This window comes from Vibrio sp. JZG120 (assembly GCF_053890955.1).
The window spans coordinates 42,274-67,549 of the sequence record NZ_JBSRRK010000004.1 but is presented as its reverse complement, the minus strand read 5'-3'; the positions used below and the strand labels follow the sequence as shown (position 1 = coordinate 67,549).

The 25,276-nt window shown below is 42.6% G+C and carries 25 protein-coding genes and 1 pseudogene; 7 read left to right on the top strand and 19 right to left on the bottom strand.

Annotated features, from left to right (window positions below):
* Window positions 1–7 precede the first annotated feature (7 nt).
* Both ACWPOD_RS08770 and ttcA read left to right on the top strand, forming a co-directional pair.
* A complete protein-coding gene (locus ACWPOD_RS08770; RefSeq protein WP_456231789.1) occupies window positions 8–670 on the top strand; it encodes a DUF2987 domain-containing protein in 663 nt (220 codons plus the stop codon).
* Between the two features lie 199 nt (window positions 671–869).
* Window positions 870–1,763: a tRNA 2-thiocytidine(32) synthetase TtcA gene (ttcA, locus tag ACWPOD_RS08765; RefSeq protein WP_005377502.1), complete on the top strand. Its 894-nt coding sequence runs from the start codon at window positions 870–872 to the stop codon at window positions 1,761–1,763.
* Window positions 1,764–1,902: 139 nt separating this feature from the next.
* On the opposite strand, the gene uspE is transcribed toward ttcA, so the two are convergent.
* The 10 genes from uspE to ccoN form a co-directional block, all read right to left on the bottom strand.
* Window positions 1,903–2,850, bottom strand: a complete 948-nt coding sequence (gene uspE / locus ACWPOD_RS08760; protein ID WP_006742588.1) for a universal stress protein UspE — start codon at window positions 2,848–2,850, stop codon at window positions 1,903–1,905.
* Window positions 2,851–3,030: 180 nt separating this feature from the next.
* Window positions 3,031–3,777, bottom strand: coding sequence for an FNR family transcription factor (locus ACWPOD_RS08755; protein WP_005377497.1), 747 nt, complete (start codon window positions 3,775–3,777; stop codon window positions 3,031–3,033).
* A gap of 90 nt (window positions 3,778–3,867) precedes the next feature.
* Window positions 3,868–4,545 carry a sulfite exporter TauE/SafE family protein gene (locus ACWPOD_RS08750; protein ID WP_006742590.1) on the bottom strand — a complete coding sequence of 226 codons (678 nt, stop codon included), beginning with the start codon at window positions 4,543–4,545 and terminating at the stop codon, window positions 3,868–3,870.
* 8 nt (window positions 4,546–4,553) lie between these two features.
* Window positions 4,554–4,718, bottom strand: coding sequence for a cbb3-type cytochrome oxidase assembly protein CcoS (gene ccoS, locus ACWPOD_RS08745; RefSeq protein ID WP_167426571.1), 165 nt, complete (start codon window positions 4,716–4,718; stop codon window positions 4,554–4,556).
* 15 nt (window positions 4,719–4,733) lie between these two features.
* Window positions 4,734–7,097 (bottom strand): heavy metal translocating P-type ATPase, encoded by a 2,364-nt coding sequence (locus ACWPOD_RS08740; protein ID WP_167426570.1) that lies wholly within the window; start codon window positions 7,095–7,097, stop codon window positions 4,734–4,736.
* Window positions 7,098–7,101: 4 nt separating this feature from the next.
* A complete protein-coding gene (locus ACWPOD_RS08735) occupies window positions 7,102–7,578 on the bottom strand; it encodes a FixH family protein (protein WP_046875302.1) in 477 nt (158 codons plus the stop codon).
* 105 nt (window positions 7,579–7,683) lie between these two features.
* A complete protein-coding gene (gene ccoP, locus ACWPOD_RS08730) occupies window positions 7,684–8,658 on the bottom strand; it encodes a cytochrome-c oxidase, cbb3-type subunit III (RefSeq protein WP_005377487.1) in 975 nt (324 codons plus the stop codon).
* Window positions 8,658–8,831, bottom strand: coding sequence for a cbb3-type cytochrome oxidase subunit 3 (locus ACWPOD_RS08725; RefSeq protein ID WP_005396487.1), 174 nt, complete (start codon window positions 8,829–8,831; stop codon window positions 8,658–8,660). The genes ccoP and ACWPOD_RS08725 overlap by 1 nt, the downstream gene beginning before the upstream one ends.
* Window positions 8,832–8,840: 9 nt before the next feature.
* A complete protein-coding gene (gene ccoO, locus ACWPOD_RS08720; protein ID WP_005377475.1) occupies window positions 8,841–9,461 on the bottom strand; it encodes a cytochrome-c oxidase, cbb3-type subunit II in 621 nt (206 codons plus the stop codon).
* Between the two features lie 12 nt (window positions 9,462–9,473).
* Window positions 9,474–10,901, bottom strand: a complete 1,428-nt coding sequence (gene ccoN, locus ACWPOD_RS08715; protein ID WP_005396488.1) for a cytochrome-c oxidase, cbb3-type subunit I — start codon at window positions 10,899–10,901, stop codon at window positions 9,474–9,476.
* 257 nt (window positions 10,902–11,158) lie between these two features.
* On the opposite strand from ccoN, the gene ACWPOD_RS08710 reads away from it, so the two are divergent.
* The 3 genes from ACWPOD_RS08710 to ACWPOD_RS08700 all read left to right on the top strand — a co-directional run bounded on the left by ACWPOD_RS08710 (window position 11,159) and on the right by ACWPOD_RS08700 (window position 14,521).
* Window positions 11,159–11,515 carry a hypothetical protein gene (locus ACWPOD_RS08710; protein ID WP_258632382.1) on the top strand — a complete coding sequence of 119 codons (357 nt, stop codon included), beginning with the start codon at window positions 11,159–11,161 and terminating at the stop codon, window positions 11,513–11,515.
* A gap of 113 nt (window positions 11,516–11,628) precedes the next feature.
* Complete coding sequence (locus ACWPOD_RS08705; RefSeq protein WP_053807426.1) at window positions 11,629–12,810, top strand: FIST signal transduction protein; 1,182 nt, start codon at window positions 11,629–11,631, stop codon at window positions 12,808–12,810.
* The gene (locus ACWPOD_RS08700) at window positions 12,800–14,521 is read left to right on the top strand and encodes an ATP-binding protein (protein ID WP_048626397.1); all 1,722 of its coding nucleotides are present in this window, start codon (window positions 12,800–12,802) and stop codon (window positions 14,519–14,521) included. The genes ACWPOD_RS08705 and ACWPOD_RS08700 overlap by 11 nt, the downstream gene beginning before the upstream one ends.
* Window positions 14,522–14,695: 174 nt before the next feature.
* On the opposite strand, the pseudogene ACWPOD_RS08695 reads toward ACWPOD_RS08700, so the two are convergent.
* The 4 genes and pseudogenes from ACWPOD_RS08695 to matP form a co-directional block, all read right to left on the bottom strand.
* Window positions 14,696–14,857, bottom strand: a pseudogene (locus ACWPOD_RS08695) (DUF3693 domain-containing protein); the annotation flags it as partial.
* A 130-nt stretch (window positions 14,858–14,987) separates the two neighbouring features.
* On the bottom strand, window positions 14,988–15,311 hold the full coding sequence (locus ACWPOD_RS08690) for a hypothetical protein (protein WP_104971713.1): 324 nt from the start codon (window positions 15,309–15,311) through the stop codon (window positions 14,988–14,990).
* Window positions 15,312–15,425: 114 nt separating this feature from the next.
* Window positions 15,426–15,737: a DUF3634 family protein gene (locus ACWPOD_RS08685; RefSeq protein WP_005396496.1), complete on the bottom strand. Its 312-nt coding sequence runs from the start codon at window positions 15,735–15,737 to the stop codon at window positions 15,426–15,428.
* A gap of 15 nt (window positions 15,738–15,752) precedes the next feature.
* Window positions 15,753–16,202: a macrodomain Ter protein MatP gene (matP, locus tag ACWPOD_RS08680; protein WP_005396497.1), complete on the bottom strand. Its 450-nt coding sequence runs from the start codon at window positions 16,200–16,202 to the stop codon at window positions 15,753–15,755.
* 210 nt (window positions 16,203–16,412) lie between these two features.
* Here matP and ACWPOD_RS08675 point away from each other — a divergent pair, with 210 nt between their 5' ends.
* Both ACWPOD_RS08675 and fabA read left to right on the top strand, forming a co-directional pair.
* Window positions 16,413–18,053, top strand: a complete 1,641-nt coding sequence (locus ACWPOD_RS08675; protein WP_167426567.1) for a S16 family serine protease — start codon at window positions 16,413–16,415, stop codon at window positions 18,051–18,053.
* Between the two features lie 70 nt (window positions 18,054–18,123).
* Window positions 18,124–18,642 (top strand): bifunctional 3-hydroxydecanoyl-ACP dehydratase/trans-2-decenoyl-ACP isomerase, encoded by a 519-nt coding sequence (gene fabA, locus ACWPOD_RS08670; protein ID WP_005396499.1) that lies wholly within the window; start codon window positions 18,124–18,126, stop codon window positions 18,640–18,642.
* A gap of 120 nt (window positions 18,643–18,762) precedes the next feature.
* On the opposite strand, the gene rmf is transcribed toward fabA, so the two are convergent.
* The 5 genes from rmf to rlmKL all read right to left on the bottom strand — a co-directional run bounded on the left by rmf (window position 18,763) and on the right by rlmKL (window position 25,140).
* Window positions 18,763–18,936: a ribosome modulation factor gene (rmf, locus tag ACWPOD_RS08665; RefSeq protein WP_005377453.1), complete on the bottom strand. Its 174-nt coding sequence runs from the start codon at window positions 18,934–18,936 to the stop codon at window positions 18,763–18,765.
* A gap of 181 nt (window positions 18,937–19,117) precedes the next feature.
* Window positions 19,118–20,851: a DUF3466 family protein gene (locus tag ACWPOD_RS08660; protein ID WP_167426566.1), complete on the bottom strand. Its 1,734-nt coding sequence runs from the start codon at window positions 20,849–20,851 to the stop codon at window positions 19,118–19,120.
* A 7-nt stretch (window positions 20,852–20,858) separates the two neighbouring features.
* A complete protein-coding gene (locus ACWPOD_RS08655) occupies window positions 20,859–22,778 on the bottom strand; it encodes an ABC transporter ATP-binding protein (protein ID WP_456231788.1) in 1,920 nt (639 codons plus the stop codon).
* Window positions 22,756–22,998 carry a glutaredoxin family protein gene (locus ACWPOD_RS08650; RefSeq protein ID WP_456231787.1) on the bottom strand — a complete coding sequence of 81 codons (243 nt, stop codon included), beginning with the start codon at window positions 22,996–22,998 and terminating at the stop codon, window positions 22,756–22,758. The genes ACWPOD_RS08655 and ACWPOD_RS08650 overlap by 23 nt, the downstream gene beginning before the upstream one ends.
* A 21-nt stretch (window positions 22,999–23,019) precedes the next feature.
* Window positions 23,020–25,140, bottom strand: a complete 2,121-nt coding sequence (rlmKL, locus tag ACWPOD_RS08645) for a bifunctional 23S rRNA (guanine(2069)-N(7))-methyltransferase RlmK/23S rRNA (guanine(2445)-N(2))-methyltransferase RlmL (RefSeq protein ID WP_456231786.1) — start codon at window positions 25,138–25,140, stop codon at window positions 23,020–23,022.
* Between the last annotated feature and the right edge of the window lie 136 nt (window positions 25,141–25,276).

Here is a 25,276-nt window from a genome sequence, read left to right as displayed (position 1 = left end):
GGATAAAATGAAAAAGTTAAGCCTAAGTCTATTGGGAAGTGCGGCGCTAATTCTTGTATCGCCAATAACCCAAGCTCAAGAGTACATGTTCACGTACTCAAAGTTATACACCCAACTCAAAAACAACAATAAAGAAGGGCATGACAACGTGAAAGTTGGCGTCTTCTTTGTGGACGCAAAAACTAAGCAAATTTGTACAATAGAAAAAGCTTGGATGGAAAAAGAAGAGCACTATGAAGAGTTTGTTATCCCTGCTTCACAAGAGTTCCCTCTGCCAGTCGATAAAAACTTAAAGTCAGCGAATCCGTTGGTTTTTGTCGATACTCCAAAAGATACTCGTTGCGATTACTCACTTGTCGTGATGACCAAAGAACCATTACAGGGTAACGTTTCTTACGAGCAACTTAAGCCTCTTCTACCTCAAATGCAGACGATGCTGGAAGATTTAGGCGGTATGTTTGCGGGTTGGTTTACACCTGAAGTTCAAGGTGTGACCATGGAGTTTGCAAATCAACTGAATGATAAAGTGATTTTCTCAAACGGAACCGAAAAGCCAATTGTCAATGGCAAGATACAAGTCGCACTAAGTGAAATAGGGCAAGGTGGCACAATGACACTACCAGAACCGACGATGCGAGTGCTACCTTATCTGCCTAACGCAAAGAAGTGAACACTGAGAGTTTAGAAAGGGCTGCAATTGCGGCTCTTTTTTTATTTGTGACGGTAACTAAGCTACCTTTCGTGTCCTTTTCTTAATGTCTCAATAAGACAAGCATTTAATCCTGCGTAAAAAGCTCGTATAATCCACGCCCCAAAGAAACCCATGTTAGGAAGTCCTAGTCGATTTATCGGCGATGTGAGAGCCCGCAATGAACCAAATAGATACAAGAAAAGAAACCCTAGAATTCAACAAGCTTCAGAAACGCCTGAGAAGACATGTTGGAAATGCCATTACTGATTACAACATGATCGAAGAAGGCGATGTTGTGATGGCATGTATTAGCGGTGGTAAAGATTCATTCGCGATGCTTGATATCCTGCTGAATCTTCAAAAAGCTGCGCCAATCAAATTTGAAGTGGTTGCGGTAAACCTAGACCAAAAACAACCGGGCTTCCCTGAGCATATTCTGCCTGAGTATTTCGAAACACTGAATATCCCTTACTACATCGTAGATAAGGACACGTATTCAGTCGTAAAAGAGAAAGTGCCAGAAGGCAAAACCACTTGTGGTCTGTGTTCGCGCCTGCGACGTGGTACGCTGTATTCATTTGCAGAGAAGATTGGTGCAACTAAGCTTGCGCTAGGTCATCACATGGATGACATCGTCGAAACAATGTTCTTGAATATGTTCCACGGCTCTCGCCTTAAAGCGATGCCACCAAAACTACGCTCTGATGATGGTCGTAACGTGGTCATTCGTCCATTAACTTACTGTCGTGAAAAAGATCTGATCAAATACGCTGAGCACAAGGATTTCCCAATTATTCCGTGTAACCTTTGTGGCTCTCAAGAGAACCTTCAGCGTCAATCTATAAAAGCAATGTTGATTGAATGGGATAAGAAGACGCCAGGGCGTGTGGAAGCGATTTTTAAATCAATTCAAAACGTAAGCCCAAGCCAACTAGCAGACCGCGAATTGTTCGACTTTGTTAACTTACCGCTAGATCGTGAAGGTAACCGCGAAGAATATGAATTTAATGAGGCTGTCGTTTCTTCGACGAATATTGATGAATCAATGTTCATCGATGTTACGAACATCTAACTCGTAAAAAAGGAGGTCAACTAGACCTCCTTTTTTGTATTCAACGCTTTAACTGTCCCCAAACAAAAATCCCCCTTTTATTAGGGGGATTTATTAGCGTCTGTTTGAAAGCGCTCAATATAGCAATGCTAAAGAGAGATTAGGTTGCTGTATTTGGATCGAGAGGGCTAATGTAGCCTTTTGGTTTTAGAGCCAATACATCGCAATTTATTTTATCGATCACGTGCTCAGCTGTATTACCAATAAAGACAGCAGAAAGCCCGGTTCGCCCTGTGGTGCCTAAAATAACCATTGCAGTATTCAAGCGCTCTGCTGCTGCTGGAATGACATCTTCAGGTAAGCCTTGCTCAACAATCGTTTGCTCTTCATCAAGGCCGTGTTTTTGGCGTAATGCTTTCATCGCAGTTAAGTGATGACCTCGAACGGCATCGGTATAAGTCGTTGGATCAAACTCAGGAAGTTCAATGGTAATGTTCGCCGGTGTAACGGGATACGCATTAACAAGGTATGGTTTGGCATCCAGTCGGGTGGTGACTTCTTTTAGTCGCTCGACCATGGCATCGTTGAGATCAATATGAGTTGGATTTTCAGAGCCTACGTGCACCGAGGCAAGAATGCTTGCTTGTTCTGGCCAATCTGCATTTTTAATCAGAAGTACTGGGATAGGGCATTTACGTAACAAGTGCCAATCGGTCGGAGTGAAAATCACAGATTCTAACACGTCGTGCTTACGTGTGCCTTTAATGACTAGGTCATGGCTGCCTGCATAGACCTCAGCGATAATTGCTTCGTAAGGACGGTTGTGCCAGACGACACATACATCAAAGTCGAAGCCATCGTTTAGATAAGGTTGAGCAATTTTACGCATCCACTGCTCACGTTGATGGATAACACCTCGACGCATAGCATCTCTTTCATCCACTGATAGCATTGACGTCATGTCATAAGAGAAATCGTAAATGGATAAAAAGAAAGTGATTCGGCTTCTAGATACACTTTTTTGAGCTAATTGAACAGCTCTTGCAAGTGCGGGCTGCTCATCATTATTGATGTCAGCTACAACAAGGATCTTACTGTATATACTCATAACTAAGCCCACTTCTATTGCAAAACCAGATACTGAATATAAATTAAATCAGTATTTTGGAGTACTCACCGTACATTTTTACTGTAGCTTAGTTTGGGTAACTTTTTGAGGACTTTCGAAAGGAATTTATGAGAAACATGATGTAGCTCATTTTCGAGCTACATCAATAATTGGGGTGTATTATTCTTTAGTTACACCAGCAAGTTCCATCAATGCATCGTGGTCTAAGATAGTGATATATTTACCTTTTACACTTAGGATCTCGGATTTCTGGAAACGACCCAACAAGCGACTGATTGTTTCCACTGTAAGACCAAGATAGTTACCAATATCACCACGAGTCATCGTTAAACGAAACTCTCTAGGGCTGAAGCCACGTTGAGAAAAACGAGTTGATAGGTTGTATAGGAAAGCCGCTAGACGTTCTTCTGCATTCTTTTTAGAAAGAAGCAAAATCATTTCCTGATCACCTTTAATTTCGTTACTCATCAAACGCATAATTTGCTGGCGAAGCTTAGGCATTTTACCTGATAGGTCGTCTAAAATTTCGTATGGGATTTCACATACCATCGACGTTTCAAGCGCTTGAGCAAAGCTAGGGTGGGAGTCACCTGTAATGGCATCGAAACCAACTAGGTCTCCGGCCAAGTGAAACGCTGTGATTTGCTCATCACCTTGCTCTGTGATCGTATAGCTCTTGATGGTACCAGAGCGGATAGCGTACAGAGATTTTAGCTCGTCACCAGCCTTAAAAAGCTCTTGTCCTTTTTGGATAGGCTTCTTACGTTCGATGATTTGGTCAAGCTGATCAAGTTCTGCCTCATTCAGAGTGAACGGGATACACAGCTGACTAATGCTACAATCTTGGCAATGAATGGCGCAACCGCCTGATTGGATACGCTTTGTTGCAGGTTTTTCAGAAATCATAACAACCTTTCACTATTTGATATACATCAATATTTTAGCATCGCTTAATCCTAAAGGGTAGCAAAAATGTCACCTCAATAGAGTTTAACGTTATATGAAACCGAGTAACTCCATGGCTCCTACAGCAGTGTACGAACCATACCCAATAAGGATTAATGCTGAAATATTTCTAAATATTAACGATTTTTGTAATTTCTGAAAATGGTTGGCACCATATCCAATAATCAGCATTGCCGGAAGTGTTCCGAGGCCAAACGCGAGCATAATAAGACCACCGTTTATTGCGCTGCCTGAAACCGCCGACCAAGTTAGCGCAGAATAAACCAAGCCGCATGGTAACCAGCCCCAAATGAAGCCAAATGGTAAAGCATGAAGAGGGTGCTTTAATGGCAACAAACGCTTACCAGCAGGTGAGATAAAGCGCCAAATGTGCTGTCCTAACTTTTCTATTAACAGTAAACCTTGCCACCATCTAGCAATATAAAGCGCAACCAGAATCATGAACAGTGCGGCAATCAGCCTTAACCAAGCAAGAGAATGCGTTAATCCACTTAGCTCAGATAAACCTGATATTGCTCCGCCTACTAATGCACCGATTACGGCATAGCTGCTCAATCGCCCTAGGTTGTAGAAGAGTGGAATAAGGGGGGAGCTTTTACTTGTAGAAGAGCCCATGGTAAGCAGAGACGCGATACCACCACACATTCCCATGCAATGACCGGCCCCGACGAGGCCGATCATCAAAGCACCAATAAAGTCAGGAGTCATAAAGGTTGCTATTTTTTATCACTATTAGATTTGTCTTCTTCATCAAGAAGAATGTTATGTCCTTGTCGTTCTAGATCTTCAAACTGATCACTTCTTACTGCCCAAAGAAAAACGGCAACAGCAATACAAACGAGAACGATAGCGATGGGAATCAATATATAAAGACTTTCCATGTTTGCTTTCTCTACTTATTTCTCTTTGAGCAGGCGCAAAGAGTTAGATACAACGATAATTGAGCTTGCAGACATGCCAACTACTGCAATGTAGGGAGCCACTAAACCAGCGACAGCTAAAGGCAAAATTAACAGGTTGTAACTCAAAGACCAAGCCAAGTTTTCTCGAATAATCTTTCTTGTACGCAGTGCAAGCAAACGTGCCTCTAGTAGCTTTTCGAGATTATCCCCAAGTAACGTCATATCTGCAGATGCTTTAGCGACATCCGTACCACCGCCCATTGCAACAGAAAGATGAGCTCCGGCGAGAGTAGGTGCGTCATTGATGCCATCGCCAACCATCATTGTGATACTGTCTTCATCAAGACTCTTAAGGTACGCGAGTTTGTCTTCTGGTTTTGCTGACGCAACGACGTGATCGATACCAATTTCATTCGCTACAGGTCGAGCGTTTGAGAGAGAGTCACCTGTTAGCAGCGTTGTCTTAATTCCAGCGTCAGCAAAACGTTGAACAAAGGCTTTGCTTTCTTTTCGGATAGGGTCGCGGTAGTAAAAGCTAGCGACATGCTCGCCATCAACTGAAAGATAGACCGCATGGCTTTCATCGCTTTCCTTGCCTTGAACAAAAACCGCACTGCCTATCTTAACGATTTTGCCATTCCAGATCCCCTCAATCCCTGAACCAATCACGTTTTGCACTTCATACACAACAAAGTCGTCATTGGCGTAACTTGCAAAAGAGCGAGCGATAGGATGGTTTGCATGAGCTTCTAATGCTGCGGCTAGAGAGAGACAATCTTCTTTTGGAAGATCACTCAACACTTTTGTATCACAGATCTCAATATCGCCTTTCGTCAGAGTACCTGTTTTATCTACAACTAAGTGGTTGATCTTACATAGCGTCTCGAACACATGACCTTTACGAAGCAAAATGCCAAAGTTTCCCATACGAGAGGTAGCACAAGTTAGAGCAGTTGGAGTCGCAAGAGATAGGGCACATGGACAGGTGGCTACCAATACGGATAGCATGATCCAAAACGCATCATCTGGTTTTGTTTGATGCCAGTAAAACCAAGTACCAGCAGAAATAATAAGAATTGCTCCAACAAAGTAACGAGCAACAACGTCTGCAATTTCTGCGATTTTAGGTTTGGAGTGTTGAGCTTCATCTTGTAAACGCACGATATTGGAAATCATTGAGTCGGCTTTGGAACTCATGACCTCTAGCTCAAATGACTCATCACCGTTTAGTGTTCCTGCATAAACCGCATCGCCTTCTCGTTTCACAACATGTACGGATTCACCCGTTAGCATGGATTCATCAATATGAATACGACCCGAAATAACTTTGCCGTCAGCTGGGATATGTTCACCAGGAAGGACGCGAATACGATCACCAACTTTTAGAGTTTTCACTGGTATTTGCTCGCCATCCAGCGTCGTGGCGATCGCTGGGATCAACTTTAATAGGTTACCACTCGCCGCTGCGGCTTTGCGACGCGCTCGCATCTCTAAAAATCGTCCAACCAATAGGAAGAAAGTGAACATTGAAATCGATTCGAAGAAGACTTCGCCCTGTTCTGTAACGGTTGCTATTAAGCTGGCTACATAGGCAAAAATAAGTGCAATCGAGACAGGCACATCCATACCGAGGGTTCGGCCTTTGATGCTTCGCCACGCATTTAAGTAAAACGGAAGAGCAGAGTAGAGTAGGACTGGCGTAGCAAAGATCAAACTTACCCAACGAAAGTAATTTTTAAACTCCGGTTCTAGGTCACCAAAAACTTCTAGGTACAATGCGACGGCTAGCATCATAACTTGCATGGTAGCTAAACCAGCAATACCTAATCTGTATAAGTATTGCTTCATCATTCTATGATAAGAGGCTTCTTGCTTATCAGCTTCAAATGGTGCGGCTTTATAACCCAATTTATGAATGACAGATAGGAGCTCACTTAATCGCACCTGAGTTTTGTCCCAGGCTAGTAATGCGCGGTTAGTGGTTGTATTCACGCGGATAGACACTAACCCAGCCGTATTAGAGACTTGCTTTTCGATTAACCACGCACAAGCTGCACATGAAACGCCTTCTAAAGAAAGAGTTACTTCAGAGACATTTTCACGATTTCGCACAAATTCTGATTGTACATCTTCATTATCATAATGAATTAAAGCTTGGAGTTGCTCTGGTACTAAATCTGCTTTTTCCGCAGGCGCAGTTCTATATTGATAGTAGGATACTAAGCCGCTGTCTACGATGGTTTGAGCAACCGTCTCGCAGCCAGGACAACACATCTTGCGGGATTCACCGAGTATATCAACTTTAAAATCCGTGTTGGCTGGTACATCTTCACCACAGTGATAACAGGATTCACACATATGCTTACTTCATTAACGGTGTTGACGAGGCAGGAAATTCAACTTTACCTTGGATCATCCATTGTTGGTCATGTGGTTGTAGTTCGATAAACCAAGGACCTTGAATAGATTCTTCTGCCGTTAGGCGGTAATTACCAGATGCATCCGCCGTTACGAGCTTTGTAAAGTCACGATCAGGAAGAGTACGATGAGTGAAAGTGGCCGTTAGAGCAGGGTAATGAGATAGCTTCCCTTTAGCGAAAACAATCACAACATTGTTATTTTCAGAAGAAATCTCTGCGTTAAGACCTAGGTCACGAGCGACATTCATTTTACTAATGTCGATGTTAATGCCTTTGCCTTTTTTATAGTAATCCTCGGCGACTAAAGAAACAGAGTTGTTCGAGAAAACGACCACAGTAATCACAGTCCAAACTACGACAGTAAGAGGAAGGATGATTAGGAACCACGGCCAAAATTGTTTATACCAAGGCTTTACCATAAAAAAGTTCTCAACAGCTAAATGAAAAAATGTAAGGCGTTAAATTTAAAGGAAAGACAGCCCCTATGAAAGGGGCTGTTATTGCAATGTTACTTAATATCTCAGTTACTTACTCTCTGAGTTACTTAAGCTCCAGACATAAGAGGCAACGAGCTGAACTTTATCTTCACCCAAAATGTCTTTCCACGCGGGCATTACACCTGAGCGGCCGTTCATTACGGTTTCGGTTACAGCTGCACGAGAGTCGCCAAATAGCCAATCTTGGTCTGTAAGATCAGGTGCACCGACTGCAGGGTTACCCTTACCATCAGTACCGTGACAAGCTGCACACACGACGAAACGTGCTTTACCTGCCGCTGCTTCACGAGCATTCACTTTACGACCAGATAGGCTAAGTGTGTAGCTTACAACTTCTTGCACACCTTGCTCACCAAGCGCATCTTTCCATGCTGGCATTTGACCAATACGGCCATGCATGATGGTTGTTACGATTGCAGCTGGTTCACCGCCGTATAGCCATGCATCATCAGTTAGGTTAGGGAAACCTTTCTGACCACGAGCATCAGAGCCGTGACATTGAGAACAGTTTTGCAAAAACAAACGTTGGCCAACTTTTAATGCTTCAGGATCTTGCGCAATTTCAGGAATTGGGCGTAGACCACTGTCATTGTGCGCGAGTTTACGGAATGCTTCGCCGAAGTAAGCGTCGGCATCATCCAGTTCTTTTGCATATTGGTTTAGTTGCTTGTTCTCTTGTGCTGCAGCGATGGCTTCTTTTGACTCTTCTAGTGAGCGAACGGTTTGAGCCGAACTCTGCCAGTTTAAAAAGCCCTTGAAGCTACCTAGACCTGGGAATAGGGCAAGGTAAACTGCTGCGAACACAAATGTACTTACAAACAGATAAGTCCACCACTTTGGTAGAGGGTTGTTTAGCTCGCGAATACCATCGTACTCGTGGCCCATGTCTTCCCCTTCCTCGACGCCCATTTTATCTTTAGCGCACCAAGTCAGGAGAATCGCACAGCCTACCAGCGTACCGACAGTAATCACGATAATCCAGAGACTCCAGAATGTAGTCATTACTTCTTCACTCCTTGGTTATTTGGGGTCGTTTGTTCTTCGTCAGCAAACACCAAGTTGGCATCTTCTTCAAAGCGTGCTTTACGCTTTTTACTAAATGCCCACCATACGATGCCGATAAAACTAGCGAAGAGTACAACGGTATAAATACTATGAATTGTACCGAAATCCATATGATCCCCTTACTTCATTGCATGACCAAGAGACTGAAGGTAAGCGATGATTGCATCCATCTCTGTTTTACCTTCTACTTCTTTAGCCGAATTCGCGATCTCTTCATCAGTGTATGGAACACCGAACTGATCACGAAATAGCTCAAGTTTCTTCTGCGTTAGCTTACCGTCTAAAACGTTTTCAGCTAACCACGGGAAACCTGGCATGTTTGACTCAGGCACAAGCTCACGAGGATCTAGTAGGTGAACGCGGTGCCATTCATCAGAATAACGACCACCAACACGAGCTAAATCCGGACCCGTACGCTTAGAGCCCCAAAGGAATGGGTGTTCCCAAACACTCTCACCGGCGACAGAGTAGTGACCGTAACGTTCAGTCTCTGAGCGGAAAGGACGAACCATCTGGCTGTGACAAACGTTACAACCTTCACGGATGTAGATGTCACGACCTTCCATCTCCAGAGGAGTGTAAGCACGTAGATTCTCTACAGGTTCAGTCGTTTGCTTTTGGAAAATCAGAGGAGTGATCTCTACAAGAGCACCCCAGCTGATAGCAAACACGATAAAAATAGCCAACAAACCGACATTACGTTCTAAGATTTCGTGGCGATTATTAGAATTATTACTCATTCTTAAATCTCCTTATGCCGGATGTGGGATAGCTTTTAGGCTTTCTTTTGGTGCACTTACCGTTTTGTACGTGTTGTATGCCATTAGGAACATACCAGATAGGAAGATAAATCCACCTAGGAAACGTACAAAGTAGAACGGGTAAGACGCTTCTACAGACTCAACAAAGCTGTAGGTTAGCGTACCGTCAGAGTTAACCGCGCGCCACATCAGACCTTGCATTACACCAGAGATCCACATCGCAACGATGTAAAGAACGGTACCGATTGTCGCTAGCCAGAAATGCACATTCACTAGACCGACCGAGTACATACGCTCTTGGCCAAATAGGCGAGGTACTAAGTGATATACAGAGCCGATAGAAACCATCGCAACCCAACCTAACGCACCAGAGTGAACGTGACCAATGGTCCAGTCTGTGTAGTGAGAAAGTGCGTTAACTGTCTTAATCGACATCATTGGACCTTCAAAGGTAGACATACCGTAGAATGACAAAGAAACGATTAGGAAACGTAGGATAGGGTCATAACGAAGCTTATGCCATGCACCAGATAACGTCATAATACCGTTGATCATACCACCCCAAGAAGGAGCAAATAGAACCAGCGACATCACCATACCTAGAGACTGAGTCCAGTCCGGTAGCGCTGTATAGTGAAGGTGGTGAGGGCCTGCCCAAATATATAGAGAAATAAGCGCCCAGAAGTGAACGATAGATAGACGGTAAGAATAAACAGGACGTTCAGCTTGTTTAGGAACGAAGTAGTACATCATGCCTAGGAAACCAGCGGTGAGTAGGAAACCTACCGCATTGTGTCCATACCACCACTGAACCATCGCATCCACTGCGCCTGAGTAAATCGAGTAAGATTTACCAAGTGACACAGGAATAGCCATGCTGTTCACGATGTGAAGTACTGCTACTGTGATAATAAAGGCACCGAAGAACCAGTTTGCCACATAAATATGTGACGTGTTTCGCTTCACCAGTGTGCCGAAGAACACCACCGCATATGATACCCATACTAGCGCAATTGCGATATCAATAGGCCATTCTAGCTCAGCATACTCTTTACCCGATGTTAAACCGAGAGGCAAAGTAATGGCTGCTGCCAGGATGATTGCTTGCCAACCCCAAAAGGTGAAGGCAACGAGTGGGCCACCAAAAAGACGTGTTTGACATGTGCGCTGTACAACATAATAAGACGTTGCGAACAGAGCACTTGTACCAAACGCAAAAATTACCGCATTAGTATGCAGTGGACGTAAGCGACTGTACGTCAACCACGGCGTATCAAAGTTTAGCTGTGGCCAAACTAATTGAGCGGCAATCAAAACACCAACAGCCATACCAACTATGCCCCATAAAATGGTCACAAGGGTAAATTGGCGAACGACTGTATAGTTGTAGTTTTGTTCAAGCTGCTTTACTTGGCTCATTTGCATGCTTCCAATTTCTAATTAACTACACTTTTACTTCCAACACGACTTGCGTCGTAACACCACCCAAGTAAACTCTAGAATTCAAGTGTTATCATCACCTTATTTCCATTGCTGACTTTAATAAAAAGTGGCATTTTCAGCGTGACACTATACTTGAATTAACAATTCAATGACAGGGTAGTAACCTTACTGGCCCCCTGGAAATCATTTTTTATTTAAAAAGTTTGAAGTTTGTAACAAGGATATTAGTAATTATGCCTGCACAAAAGTTAACAAAGGCGCGACTTGCACAAATCTTAATCATGCTCAGTGTGTTAATAGGCGCATTTTTCTGGCGTACCTTTACACACGAGAGCGTTACCAGCATTGACTGTTCACAAAAAGAACGATGTGATGTAACAATTGAAGGTGAAATAATCACAATTAATCGTGACTCGGCGGGAATTTCGCTCGAAACGATGAAAAGTAGCACTCTAAAAATTGATCTAAATCAATCTGGCGAATTTATCAATCTCGATCGGGAACATAAGAACATGGAATGGGACACCATGCCTGAATCAAGAAAAATTACCTTTAAAAAAGGCGAAAACATTGTTGTAGTTCAATTATAAATACGATCTGTCACGAGATAATCGCAACTTCTTAATGAAATTTTCACCTTCTTACCTAGAGAAAATTGGTTGGAATGGTATAACAGCAGAGTGATACCCAATTATAAAATCGTATGCATTGCCAATCAGTTTTTACTCATATTAAAGATGAAGACTCAGCGATAGAAACGCTTAGGTCCGAGCTGACACAACAGAACTTGTCTTACGTGATGTGCTACTACACGGAAGAGTACGACTTCGAGTTAATTCGAGAAGCTTTTCTTGAACATTTTCCTGGAGTGCCTTTTCATGGCGCCAGTTCATGCCAAGCAGTAATGACAGACCAGGGGTTTCATACGGGCCCAGTGATTGCGGCGCTCGCAATTTATGACTCAGGCCCTCATGCTTATGGCACTGGTATTTCTAACTATGATTCAGGTGACAGTGTAACTAGAGCCTTAGATATGGCTCTTGAGAACGCTAACCGCGTAGGAGAAGTGCCAAACTTAATACTGCTTCATGCAACTCCAGGGCAAGAGGAATCAATCATTGCATCTATAGATGAAAGGTTTGGTACGCTGATCCCAATTATTGGTGGTTCAGCCGCTGATAATCATATCGCGGGAAAATGGTCTGTCATTACCACCCAAGGATCTCAAACTGCAGGTTTAAGTCTGACACTATTTTACTCCTCACAGCCTGTTGATATTGCTTTTAGTGCTGGGCACACTCCAACCAATATCAAAGGGGTTGCAACCAAAACTAACGATAGGTGCTTGCTAGAAATTGATGACGAACCGGCCCTCAATGTTTATAGAAAGTGGACAAACCATCAAGATAACCAAGTAGGTAAAAACAACCTGCTATTTACAAACTCGAGTGCTTATCCACTAGGGCGTGTCGCTGGCCACCTCTATGAGCGTCCATATTACAAATTGTCCCATCCAATTCGTGAGACGCGAGATGGAGGAATTGAGCTATTTACACGAATAGAAGAGGGTGATGAACTCACTTTAATGAAAGGAAGCAGAGAACACCTCGTTGCACGCGCCGCTAAAGTTGTAAATGCAGCCTTTAATCAAAAATTAGAAGAATCTCGAAAAATTGGGGTGATAAACATCTTTTGCGCAGGTCCTATGTTGCACTTAATGCAAGACATGAATAGCGTTTGTGAACAAATTAACCAAGAACTAGAACAGTTACCTTTTATTTGCCCTTTTACTTTTGGTGAGCAAGGTAGATTTATTGGTGGTGAGAATGGACATGGAAACCTGATGATTTCATCAGCGATATTCCATAAACCTTATGAAAGATAAATACTTAGACATATACCAACAGGAAGCGCTGCAAGAAGCGTTAGTCGAACTAAAACAGGCTAGGCAAAGAGAGCGACTGCTCGCCGATGAGAATAAAGCTATTCTTTCAGCGATATCCGCGATGAGTGAAGCAAAAAACCGGCACGAGATATTTACGGGATTAAATAATGTCCTTAAGAAGTACATCAACTTTGATGATTTTATCGTTCTAACTCGTGATGATGAGAGGTACCCCTTCAAAACGTTGATATCGACAAATAGTGTATTTGATAACATATCTTGGTTACACGGTAACGCATCTGAGAGGGCGCTGAATGGCGAATGTATTCTGCTGTTCGAACCAGATAGGCTTGCGGAGTTTATTAACCTGAACAGCTTTATAAAAAGCCATGTAAACTCGGTAGTCCTAACGGGCATACGTTCAGAAGTAACACAAACGGTCATCTTACTTATTGGTGCTAAGAAAGGGCACTTTAGCATAGAAAATAAGGAAACCTTAAGACGCTTTCGGCCTTTAATTGAGAGGGCTGTCATCGATATTGAGACCAAAGAGAAGTTACAACGTATTGTTGAAGTGCGAACAACTCAGCTTGCTAAAGCAAGAGAAGAAGCAGAGCTTGCAAATCGCTCAAAGTCAGAATTCTTAGCGATGATGAGTCATGAAATTAGAACCCCTCTAAATTCCGTCCTTGGAATGCTCGATATTCTGAAACAATCCACCTTATCAGAAGAGCAAATCGATGCCCTGAGCCAAATGGAATGCTCAGCGGAGTTGCTTCTCGCGATTATCAGCGACATCCTTGACCTCTCAAAAATTGAATCAGGTCGCTTTCAACTCAATGAGCAGTGGGTTAATTTAAGAGACACTGTCACTTTTGTTATTTCTCAACAAAAACAAATAGCTAAGAAGAAGAGCCTTCAATTTAAACTCAATTGCATGGTAACTACCGACAAACAGTTTTGGATTGACTCTACGCGATTATCTCAAATCCTGTTTAATCTTATTGGGAATGCAATAAAGTTTACTGATGAAGGAGAAGTAAAAGTTTCAGTATCTGAGCAAGACTCCGAGCTTGTAATTTCAATATCAGACACCGGAATTGGTATATCTAAAGCCAAGCAAGAACATCTATTTACGGCATTTCATCAAGGTGATCGTTCCATCACGAGACGCTTTGGTGGTACAGGACTAGGGCTAGCAATAACCAAGCATTTAGTTGAAATGATGCGCGGCAAGATTATCGTTAAAAGTGACGAGCATGTCGGCTCAACATTTACTATTAAGATTCCCGTTTTAACTCGGTGCAATCAAAATCGTCCAGTTAAAATAGAAAACAACCAACCAATAAAAGCGATGGATCTTCTCGTAGTCGAAGATACCGAGTCGAATCAGTTTGTAATAAAGCTTATTTTAAATAAGCTTGGTCATAATGTTCATATCGCAAGTCATGGAGCAGAAGCATTAACGTTCTTAGAGGAAAATGAGGATTTAATCGACCTGATTCTTATGGATGTCTCGATGCCAGTGATGGATGGGATTACTGCAACAAGGCTTCTCCGAGATAAAGGCTTCAAGACTCCAATCATCGCATTAACCGCTCATGCGCTAGAAAGTGATAGAGATAAATGCCTTGACGCAGGTATGGATGGATTCATTTCCAAACCAGTTCGAAGACAAGATATCTTTGAAGCTATACAGCCATTTCTGTAAGTAGAAAAAGCATTAATATAGATCTTAACAATCGATAGATTATTAAGATCTATATTAAGTATTTTATGGTAAATAGCCATTATGTTTAATACTCACATTAAAGTCTTTAAATTTCAAATTCACAGGGGAATAGGAGTGCTCATTGGCAACATTTGGCGTACGAGCACATTCAATTTAACATAACACATATAATGCGCACTGATATAGGGGTTCCTGTGGACTTGCAATCACTAAGGCTAATCCAGTGCAAGCCATTGAGATTCCTGACAATCCAAGCCCATTAAACTTTTTTGCAATTCCTTCCCATACTGCTTTTATCTGCAGATTATCATTTCGAGTTGATTGGTTTATCTCACCTAGCCTGCATTCCCAACCAATTACACGAGAGCCACTTCATTTTCATTTAGTTCATCGGGTCTGAAAGCTTTGCGCTCTTGCTGCCCGATGCTTCTAATCAACATTGCAATCACGAACCTGTGGCTATATGAAGCCGAATATACTTTTCTGGATATTTATAACGATAGCGTTTTCCTTTCCTCAAGTTGGATTTCACATACCGACAAACTTTTTTGTCACCACTACTGGTTACTCTTTTTATTACTGCTTTTTTACCTTTGTGTTCCATCTCTATCATGACATCACAATAACCTTGGTAGTCATCAAATTTATTGTCTGCTTTCCTTTGAATCTTAGTTTTAATCTTTTTAGCCAATGGATTCGTTTCCGAGTCGTCAGACAAAGCTGAAGCACTTACAAAGAGAAAGATCATTAAAGTTACAACGTATCGCATAGTTTAAGTCCGTTTATCTTATTGATTAATCAATGATAAATAATTTTTCTATAGATACGAAAATGGGACGCTATATTGCGTCCCATTTAACACGATTAAGTAACTGATATGTAATTAAGCTCGCTTCTTGCCTTTGCTCGCTTTGAAACCTTGATGCGGAAAAACGTTGCGAATCCGCTGTTGGATTTTTTTGGGAACGTCCTTGGAGAAGCTCAAACGCATGCCGGTTCGTTGGCTATATACCTTCATTTCACCACTAAACGGATTGTGTTCACTAATATCTTGTAAGTTATGTTTGAAAGAAGGTGGTAGATGCCCTTTTACGTTACTGATATGGCCGTTATCAAACTTTACTTTTAGCACTGGTCTATCAACTGCGATCAACCAAAAGATCACGATGGCAGCAATTAAGATTACATATAACATTTGGCACTCCCTATCCTAGCTAGATAGCAATTTACTCAAATCCTCTTTGATTGAGGTAACTTTTTGACTCGCTTTTTCACTTCTCGATGCTTCAGAAAGTAGATATTCAATTGCGTCAGATAACGTACAACCGAGCTCGTTTGCTCTGCTAGAAAGCTTTTCCCAAACTCGATAATCTAAATCAATGGACTTTTTCTTTGTATGGACTTGCTCTGCATTGAAATGACGCTTCCTTTTCGCTCGGATAGCCTGCTTGAGTTTGTTGTCCAACTCTTCTGACATGTGGTTTTCTATCCAAGCTAATACAAGCGTAGGTTCGTGTTCAAGCCGTTTTAGCTCTGCAACCGCGGCATCTGCTTCACTTGTATCAATATGTCGGGTAATCGCTTCACCATCTTTCCATTTCTTGATGAGATACTTCCATTTCCACCCACACTCTAGATTCTCAAGCTGCTGATATTTCATTTATTCCGACCCATAAACATAACCTAGTGACAGCGTAACCCAGATAATTTACTTGGGCAAATAAAACTCTTAGAAGTATCGATGTTGATCACTCATTTGTCTAAGTATTGTTCATTGAGTGTTGAATGCCTTGAGCGAACCAAATTGGTGCTAGGGTGTTATAGTCCATTTCGTTATAATGTCGGCAAGATTGAATTACGATGAATTTTAATGAACCAACTTAATTGGCAAGACGTAACACCTTCACTTGAGCAGTACGAAGCACTTTTAAAGTCTGCACCTTCGTTACCAAAGAAGTCTTTTACTGATCTTCAACCGAGGATGTCGGCAACGATATCTCGCTTTTCCAAAATGTCGGGATTGACACGCGTGCTACTCATTAACTGCGTCGATAATTCTGTCTATAGAGAGTTCATCAGTAAAGCTCTTCAGAGTCATTCTAACGCTGCGATTGTTTTGTCGGAATCACTTGATGCCAAACGTTTATTTGACCGTTACAGTGTTGATGTAAGTGGTGATATTGCCTTCCAACCTGGCTTGATTTCACAAGCTGACGACGGTTATTTGATTGTACCTGCTAATCTCATTCTGGCTAACCCGGGACTTTGGCCAAATATAAAGTCTGCAATTCAACAAAACCTTATCGAGCCACTGAACCTAAGCCCTACTCGCTTACCTACTTCAGTACCGTCATCTAAAGCTTATGATGTAAAACTGATTGTAACTGGGGAAAGAAGTCAGTTAGCAGAGCTAGAATATATCGACGAGGACTTTTGTTCAGGCTTTGCCATGTATACCGAAGTTGAAGAAGATATTCATTTGTCAGAGCAGAATTTGACAGATTACTTTGGTTTGGTGAACTGGATATGTTCTCAATATCAGCTGCCTCACTTAACGGAATGTGGCTTTAGAAGACTATTGCTAGCTGGTATGAGATTTACTGAAGATCAACATTATTTGCCGTTAGGTGTAATGTGGCATTCTCAACTTCTAACACTTGCCAGCCAGTTCAGTGATGGCCAAACATTAGATTACGAGTCATTAGATAAAGCGATTGACGACAAGTATTACCGCGAATCCTATCTTCCTCAGCGTGCCGTGTACGATATTTTAGATGGCCAAGTCATCATTGAGACAACTGGGAAGCAAGTTGGTCAAATCAATGGCCTAACCGTCATCGATATGGCTGGACACCCTGTCAGCTATGGTGAGCCTGCTAGAATATCGTGTGTAATTCACTTTGGTGATGGCGATGTTTCCGATGTTGAGCGCAAAGCTGAACTTGGCGGCAATCTACATGCGAAAGGCATGATGATTATGCAAGCTTTCTTAAGCTCTGCTCTAAAACTGGATGAACCTCTGCCTTACTCTGCCTCGATTGTATTTGAACAGTCTTATAGTGAAGTTGACGGTGACAGCGCATCTCTCGCAGAACTTTGTTGTTTGGTGAGTGCGTTATCTGAATCTCCAATTAATCAACAAATTGCGGTTACAGGAGCCGTCGATCAGTTTGGTCGAGTGCAAGCAGTCGGTGGCTTGAACGAGAAAATTGAAGGTTTTTATCAGGTTTGTAAACATCAGGGTTTTACGGGAAATCAAGGCGTTGTCATGCCGAAATCAAACCTTAAACACCTTGCATTACATAAAGATGTAATAGAAAGCATTAAAAATGGTGAGTTCCATATTTGGTCCGTCTCTACGGTAGATGAAGCTATTCCGATTGTTATGAATAAACCTTTTAGAGGCGAAGACGAGAGCATTATTGGCAAAATAGCGGAACGTATTGAAAACTTTGAAAGACATGAGCATCCAGAAGGAATTGTGCAGCGCATCAAAAACTGGTTTGTCTAGTACTGATCGGAGTTGTTTAGCGTACACGTGTTCACTAAGATGCAGCTATCAAAAATTGGAGTAATTGATAATGCAAAACAAACGTGATTCTTATAACCGTGACGATCTACTTGCTTCTAGCCAAGGGGAACTGTTTGGGCCTGGTTACCCTCAGCTTCCTGCGCCAAACATGCTAATGATGGATCGTATTACTAAAATGTCTGAGACAGAGGGCGATTTTGGTAAAGGTTTGATCTTGGCGGAATTGGATATTACTCCAGATTTGTGGTTCTTTGATTGCCACTTCCCTGGTGATCCAGTAATGCCTGGCTGCCTTGGCCTTGACGCGATGTGGCAACTTGTTGGCTTCTTCCTTGGCTGGGTTGGCGGTAAAGGTAAAGGTCGCGCTCTAGGTGTTGGTGAAGTGAAGTTTACAGGCCAAATCCTACCGACGGCGAAAAAAGTAACCTACGAAATCCATATGAAACGCGTCGTAAATCGTAAACTAGTAATGGGTTTGGCTGACGGTCGTGTATGCGTAGATGGCAAAGAAATCTACGTTGCGAAAGATTTGAAAGTTGGTTTGTTCCAAGACACTTCAAACTTCTAATCACGACTTTAATCGATTTATAAAGGCTCCTATTTAGGGGCCTTTTTGTTTGCCTAGTCTATAAATGTAGAAAAGGCTCCGTAGAGCCCTTTCGAATCCTTCTTTTTGTATGTGGAGAGTTTATTTGTAGAGACCAGATTGTCTTTCATCTCTGGCATCACGCCAACCACCTAACCAATACGACCGAGCATCAACTTGTTGATATGGGCAAGCCTCTTGAGACCTTCCATTCAACCCAGCTTTATAGCCTTGAGATTGAGCTCGTTCTAGGCGATCACGCTTTTGTCTCTTCATAGTTAATTCCTCATACAGGTCCATTTACTAACGTACAGCTGTTATTGTGAAACTTTGATGGAGTTTTTATGACTCCACTTATAAGAATCGATCAAGTTGAGTGATTTCTCAAGGCATAAAAAAAGCAGAGGCTCAAATGTGTGAGCCTCTGCTTGATTTAAAAATTACTGACGATTTTTGACTATTTTCTACGGAACCCAAACAATCCAAGCATGGTCAAAGCTAACCAACCAAGGCCTGCACCTTGACGCTCTGTTGTCGTTGAGTCAACGCTTCGAGACACAATGTCCTTCTCAGTCGCACCTGCAATAGGCACCAATTTTACTGCTACGATTTGCTCATCAGAACTACATGTCGCATTGTTTGCTGTTGTACTGTAACCGCCAGCACATTTCATCGCGGTACCAGAAATCACACCTGCATCGTTGATATCGGTTGCGTCAATGATACGGAACTGGTTGTTTTGTTCAGAGTAGTCACCGCCATTAGTCAAACTATCTAGGAACCAAGCTTTTCCATTAAATAGTGTTGAAGCACGTTCACTAGTCTCGCCACCTAGGCTATATGGGTAGATAAAACCGCGCTTACGACGTGGCTTACCATCGTCTTCACGAGTCGTTTCCGCATCAAGTTGTCCGACAATTTCATTGTAAGAGTTGATCCCGCCCATCTTACCGCCCGCACCGCTGAAGAAAATTCCGGTACTTGGGTAAAAAGCGTTAATAGAATCCTTACGAACATCATTTACGATAAAGAGACGATTTGGAGCAGAGCCCGTTGGCATTAGATATCCGCCGGAACGTTTTGCTTCACCAATAGCAACAAAATTTGAGTTAACATCGGTTAATCGTGAGTTTGTATGAACCGTATCATCACCTTCACGCTGTCTAGCTCCTACAACAACTTTGTTTTTCCAAGTTGCGTTTTCAACGCTACCTTCTGCCTCTAGTGTTCCGACAAAAACAGTAGCATTCAGATAGTTATCATCACTGTATGTGTTGTAACCCACGCCGTAAACCGTTGTTCCATCTGTGACAAGGTCACGCATGCTTCCTTGAGCCAGTCTTTCTCCATCTTTAGATGTGCCACTTGGCCAAGCCAATTCACTGACGGTTCCACTTTGATCCCAAATAGCTGCTTTCGATGTGTGGTGAGCGCCATTGGTATTACTTGCTGTTCGAGATACACTACCAACGGTAAAAGTGCCATCGGTTTTCCAAGCGTGGCTTTGCACAACGCTTGCGTCGTTATCACCTGTAACAAAATTTGGTTCAACAGGTGCTACGACGGTATTTCTTGTTTCCAGTGTCGACTTGTTTTCACTGTTGACTTTACTTTGATTACCGACAGCGGCACCATCTTCGGTAAGCTGATTGATAACATTGTTATATTCATTTTTATAAGCAGCAGAATCGCCTTCTACAAATGCTAACGCATTAGAAGTAAAGTCTTTACTACGCTCTTTGTTCCATGGGGTCCAGTTTACAGAAGCCCAAGAGTCACAAGTAGAATAGCGAAGCTGGTTATAACAGTAACGTTCAAAATCTTTGAGTTCTTGGATGTAATAAAAGCCCGCGTCCAATCCAAATGGAATTTCCTCACGATAGCTATTTCCATCCACGGCTTGTGTTGCTGAAATAGGTGTTGTGCGAGTTTCCATCGCAAGCTTAAATTGGTCTGGTGTACAGTTTGCTGCCGCATCAAAACAGCCCAAAGCGAAAGGGGAACCTGTTGAAGGATCTGTACCCGCATCACCTTGCTGAATTGCAACACCGTAAGCCGTTTGGTAGTCACCGTTTGAACCATGATCCTGAGGTGAAACCTCAACCACTTGATACAATGCCGCCTGTGCGTTCATTGTGGTACCAACCATCATCGCAATGGCGGTCAATTTGAATTTATTACTACAATTCATTGAATTCTTAACTATCCTGTTGCATTGCTTCGAGTTCTTCCCATCTCTCGAATGCGTTTTCCAACTCCTGCTCTAGCGCAGCAAGCTGTTCCAATACCGGCTGAGTTTGCTCTACAGGTTTAGCAAAGAACTCTGGATCGTTCACTTGCTCCTGAAGGCCCTCGATATCCGACTCTAATTGTTCTAGTTTAGCTGGTAGAGCTTCTAATTCTCTTTGCAGCTTATACGATAACTTCTTCGAGTTGTTCTTAGGTTGAGTTGTTTTGGGAGTTTCTTCAACCACTTTTTCTCTTTTCGCTGGCTTTTCAACCGCTTGACGAACCGCCAATACCTGTTCACGCTGCTGTCTTGCATCGTGATAACCACCAACAAACTCTTCAATCACTCCGTTCCCTTCGAAGATCCAGCTTGTGGTAACGGTATTATCAACAAACTCTCGGTCGTGGCTAACTAAAAGCAACGTGCCCTGATAGTTGGCAAGCATTTCTTCTAAAAGTTCCAACGTTTCGATATCCAAATCGTTGGTTGGTTCATCAAGAATAAGTAAGTTGTTTGGTTTCAACAAGATACGAGCTAGCAGTAATCGGTTTTTCTCACCACCAGAGAGCGCCTTAACCGGAGTTCTTGCGCGCTTAGGTGCAAATAAGAAGTCTTGAAGATAACTCAGCGCATGACGCTGACGTCCCCCAACCATTACTTCTTGTTTCCCATCCGCTAAGTTATCGATCACTGTCTTTTCTGGATCCAAAATCTCTCGGTACTGATCAAAGTACGCGACTTCTAATTTTGTTCCGCAGTGTAAACGACCAGACTGCGATTCCAATTGCCCTAATAGCAATTTAAGTACCGTACTCTTACCGCAGCCATTTGGTCCGATAAGTGCAATACGGTCACCGCGCATAATGTTAAAGCTAAAGTTGTCGACGATTGTCTTGCCTTCGTAAGCAAAAGATATGTTTTCTGCTTCAAATACAATTTTCCCTGAACGTGAAGCATCATCGATATTAAGGTTAACTTTGCCTTGGACATCCCGGCGATCGCGACGCTCTTCACGCAGTTTCTTCAATGCGCGTACACGACCTTCATTTCGAGTTCGGCGTGCTTTAATGCCCTGCCGAATCCAAACTTCCTCTTGAGCAAGTTTTTTGTCGAATTCAGCATTCTGCATTTCTTCAACGCGGAGCATCTCTTCTTTTTCTTCTAGGTAGTTGTCGTAATCACCAGGGAAAGAAGCTAATTGCCCGCGATCTAAATCAACAATGCGTGTTGCCATTGATTTGATGAACGCACGGTCGTGAGAAATAAAGATGATCGAGCCTTTGAAGTCTTTTAAGAAGTTCTCTAACCATTCGATAGTTGTTACATCAAGATGGTTTGTTGGCTCATCAAGAAGTAATACATCAGGGTCACAAACCAGCGCGCGAGCTAAAGCGGCTTTACGTTGCCAACCACCGGATAAATCGGTCAGTTTAGTTTCTCGACTTAGTTTTAAAGCACCAAGTACGTTCTTAACACGGTCATCAAAACGCCAAGCATTAGAATGGTCAAGCTGCTCTTGAACCTTGGCTAAACGGTGGATGTTTTTCTCACTCGGGTCTTGAGCAACAAGATCGAGAAGATCGTGATAGATCTTCAGTTGTTCGCCGATTTCAGCCAAACCGCCAGATACGTATTCGTAAACCGTACCCTCTTGATTACGCGGTGGATCTTGTTCAAGTCGAGAAACAACGACGTCTTGAGTGATTTGAATCTTGCCGTCGTCCAACAAAATGTCGCCGGCAAGCACTTTCATTAACGTGGACTTACCTGCTCCGTTGCGACCCACTAAACATACGCGTTCGTTTTCTTGAAGAGCGAACTCCGCTTTGTCCAGTAATGGGTGGTCACCAAATGCAAGTTGTGCGTTATGAATGGTAAGTAATGCCATTATTATCCAACCAATGTGTGAGTTGTTCTAAGTCAAACGGCCAGTTCAACTCAGAATCTTGATACTTTAATACGGGTATTGTGACGCCGTAACGAGAGAACAGTACATCATCGAACGCAATATCAATGATATCTGTTTGCTCGGCCAAACCAATTTGGTCTACTAGAGCAAATGCCATCTCACAAAGATGGCATCCCTCCGTGCTATACAATATCAGCACGTATTAATCCTTTTGTTTATACTACGCATGCGTTACTAGCCAACAGTTATGAATCTGTTTATTACGCGCAAAATCTAATGGTAACGTTTGAGAAGAAATATTCTGAGCCTTCAAACCAAGTTCAGCCAGCGACTCTTCATCCATCTTGAAGTGGCGCTTGTTATTCGAGAATACGATAGTGCCTTCACTTCTTAGTAAACGTTTAAGATTCTTCATCAGTTTAATGTGATCACGTTGTACATCGAATGATGTTTCCATACGCTTAGAGTTAGAGAACGTAGGTGGATCAATAAAGATCAAGTCGTACTCACCTTTCGCGTTTTCTAGCCATTGCAAGCAGTCTGCTTGTTCATAGCGATGCTGACGTCCTACACAGCCGTTAAGCTCCATATTGTCTTTCGCCCAGTTCAAGTAGGTATTTGACATATCAATAGTCGTTGTGGAACGAGCGCCACCAACCGCTGCGTGAACCGTCGCACTCCCAGTATATGCAAACAAGTTTAAGAAATCTTTACCTTGCGCCATTTCACCTAAGCGACGACGAGTGATCTTATGATCCAAGAACAAGCCAGTGTCTAGATAGTCATGAAGGTTTACGATCAGCTTCACACCGTACTCGTTTACTTCAAGCGTCTCTGATACCTGACCTAATTTTTGGTATTGGCTGCGACCCTTCTGCTTTTCACGAACTTTAAGTACTACTTTGTTCGCCTCTACACCTGTCACCTGAATCGTTGCACGAATGATATCCGTTAGGCGACGTTTTGCTTTTTCTTCTGGAATGTTTTTTGGCGCAGCATACTCTTGAATTACGATTTGATCGCCGTATACGTCTATCGCCACATTGTATTCAGGAAGATCAGCGTCATAGATTCGGTAGCAATCAAGCTTCTCTTTACGGGCCCACTTGCCAATCTTGCCAATGTTTTTCTTTAAACGATTTGAAAAGTCTGGTGCGATTTGAACATTAGTATCAGCACCCTTCACTTCATCAGCACTGCGCTCTGCAATACTGTAGTTCTTTTGGTGACAAGGTAACGCACCATTATTCAATTTAAATTGTTTATCAGCACGCATACGAAGACAGCTCAGCAGCTCGTCTGAACTCGAGAAGATAGAGGCTTTACATCCACCAAACTCAGATTTTAGCTGTCCACCAAATGCGGTGTAGAGCGCAATTAGCCCCGGCTCAGTTCCTAGACGTTCACCGTAAGGTGGGTTTGAAACGATAACACCGTGTTCGAATCCTGCAGGACGAGTAATGGTTGCAGCATCACCTTGTGCGAACTCAATCAATTCTTCAACGCCTGCTCTGCGCGCGTTTTCTTGAGCAACTTTTAATACTTTAGGGTCGTTATCGAAGCCAAAAAACTTAGCGTCAACTTTCTTGACACCTCGTCTAGCTTGAACATTAGCCTCTGATTTAATCTCTGCCCAAGTCTCTGGTTCAAAGTCTTCCAACACTTCGAAACCCCATTGCTTTCGCTTAACGCCAGGAGCCATGTTGGCAGCCATCATCGCAGCTTCAATAAGCAAAGTACCAGAACCGCACATTGGATCGAGTAATGGTTGATGCCCATCCCAGCCACAACGCATGATAATCGCAGAAGCAAGCGTTTCACGTAACGGGGCACGACCCGATTCTGGTCGGTAGCCACGTTGATGCAAACCACTGCCTACCATATCGATCCCAAGCAACGCTTTATCTTTATGCAAACGAACGTGAATACGAACATCTGGGCGTTCTTTACTGATGTTGGGACGCGGCAAACCTTTATTTTCAAAGCAATCTACGATGCCATCTTTGACTTTCATCGCACCGTATTGGCTATTTCTGATCTCACGGTTTGTGCCGTTAAAGTCCACAACAAAACGTTTAGAGCTATGAAATTGGTTAACCCAGTTAATAGCAGATGTAGATAAATACAAGTCCATGTCGTTGTTACACGTGAACTCAGATAAAACACGTACAAATCGAGACGCTAAACGGCTCCACAAACAACAGCGATAAACCTGTTCGTTTGTCGCTTTAAATTTTACGCCTGCCTGTACTGGTTTCGCATTTTCAATGCCTAGTTTAGTCAGTTCTTCAACAAGCAAATTTTCCATGCCATTTGAAGTTACCGCGAGATATTGATTCATAGTGTTCTTTCGCTGATAAAAAATGGCTTCAATTATACCTGACTTTACGATCAATGCCTCGTTTTTAAAGGAATTTCCCCACCTGTTAGTTCAAATCATCACCAACAAAATGATCTGAAACTTTCAACATCTTCAA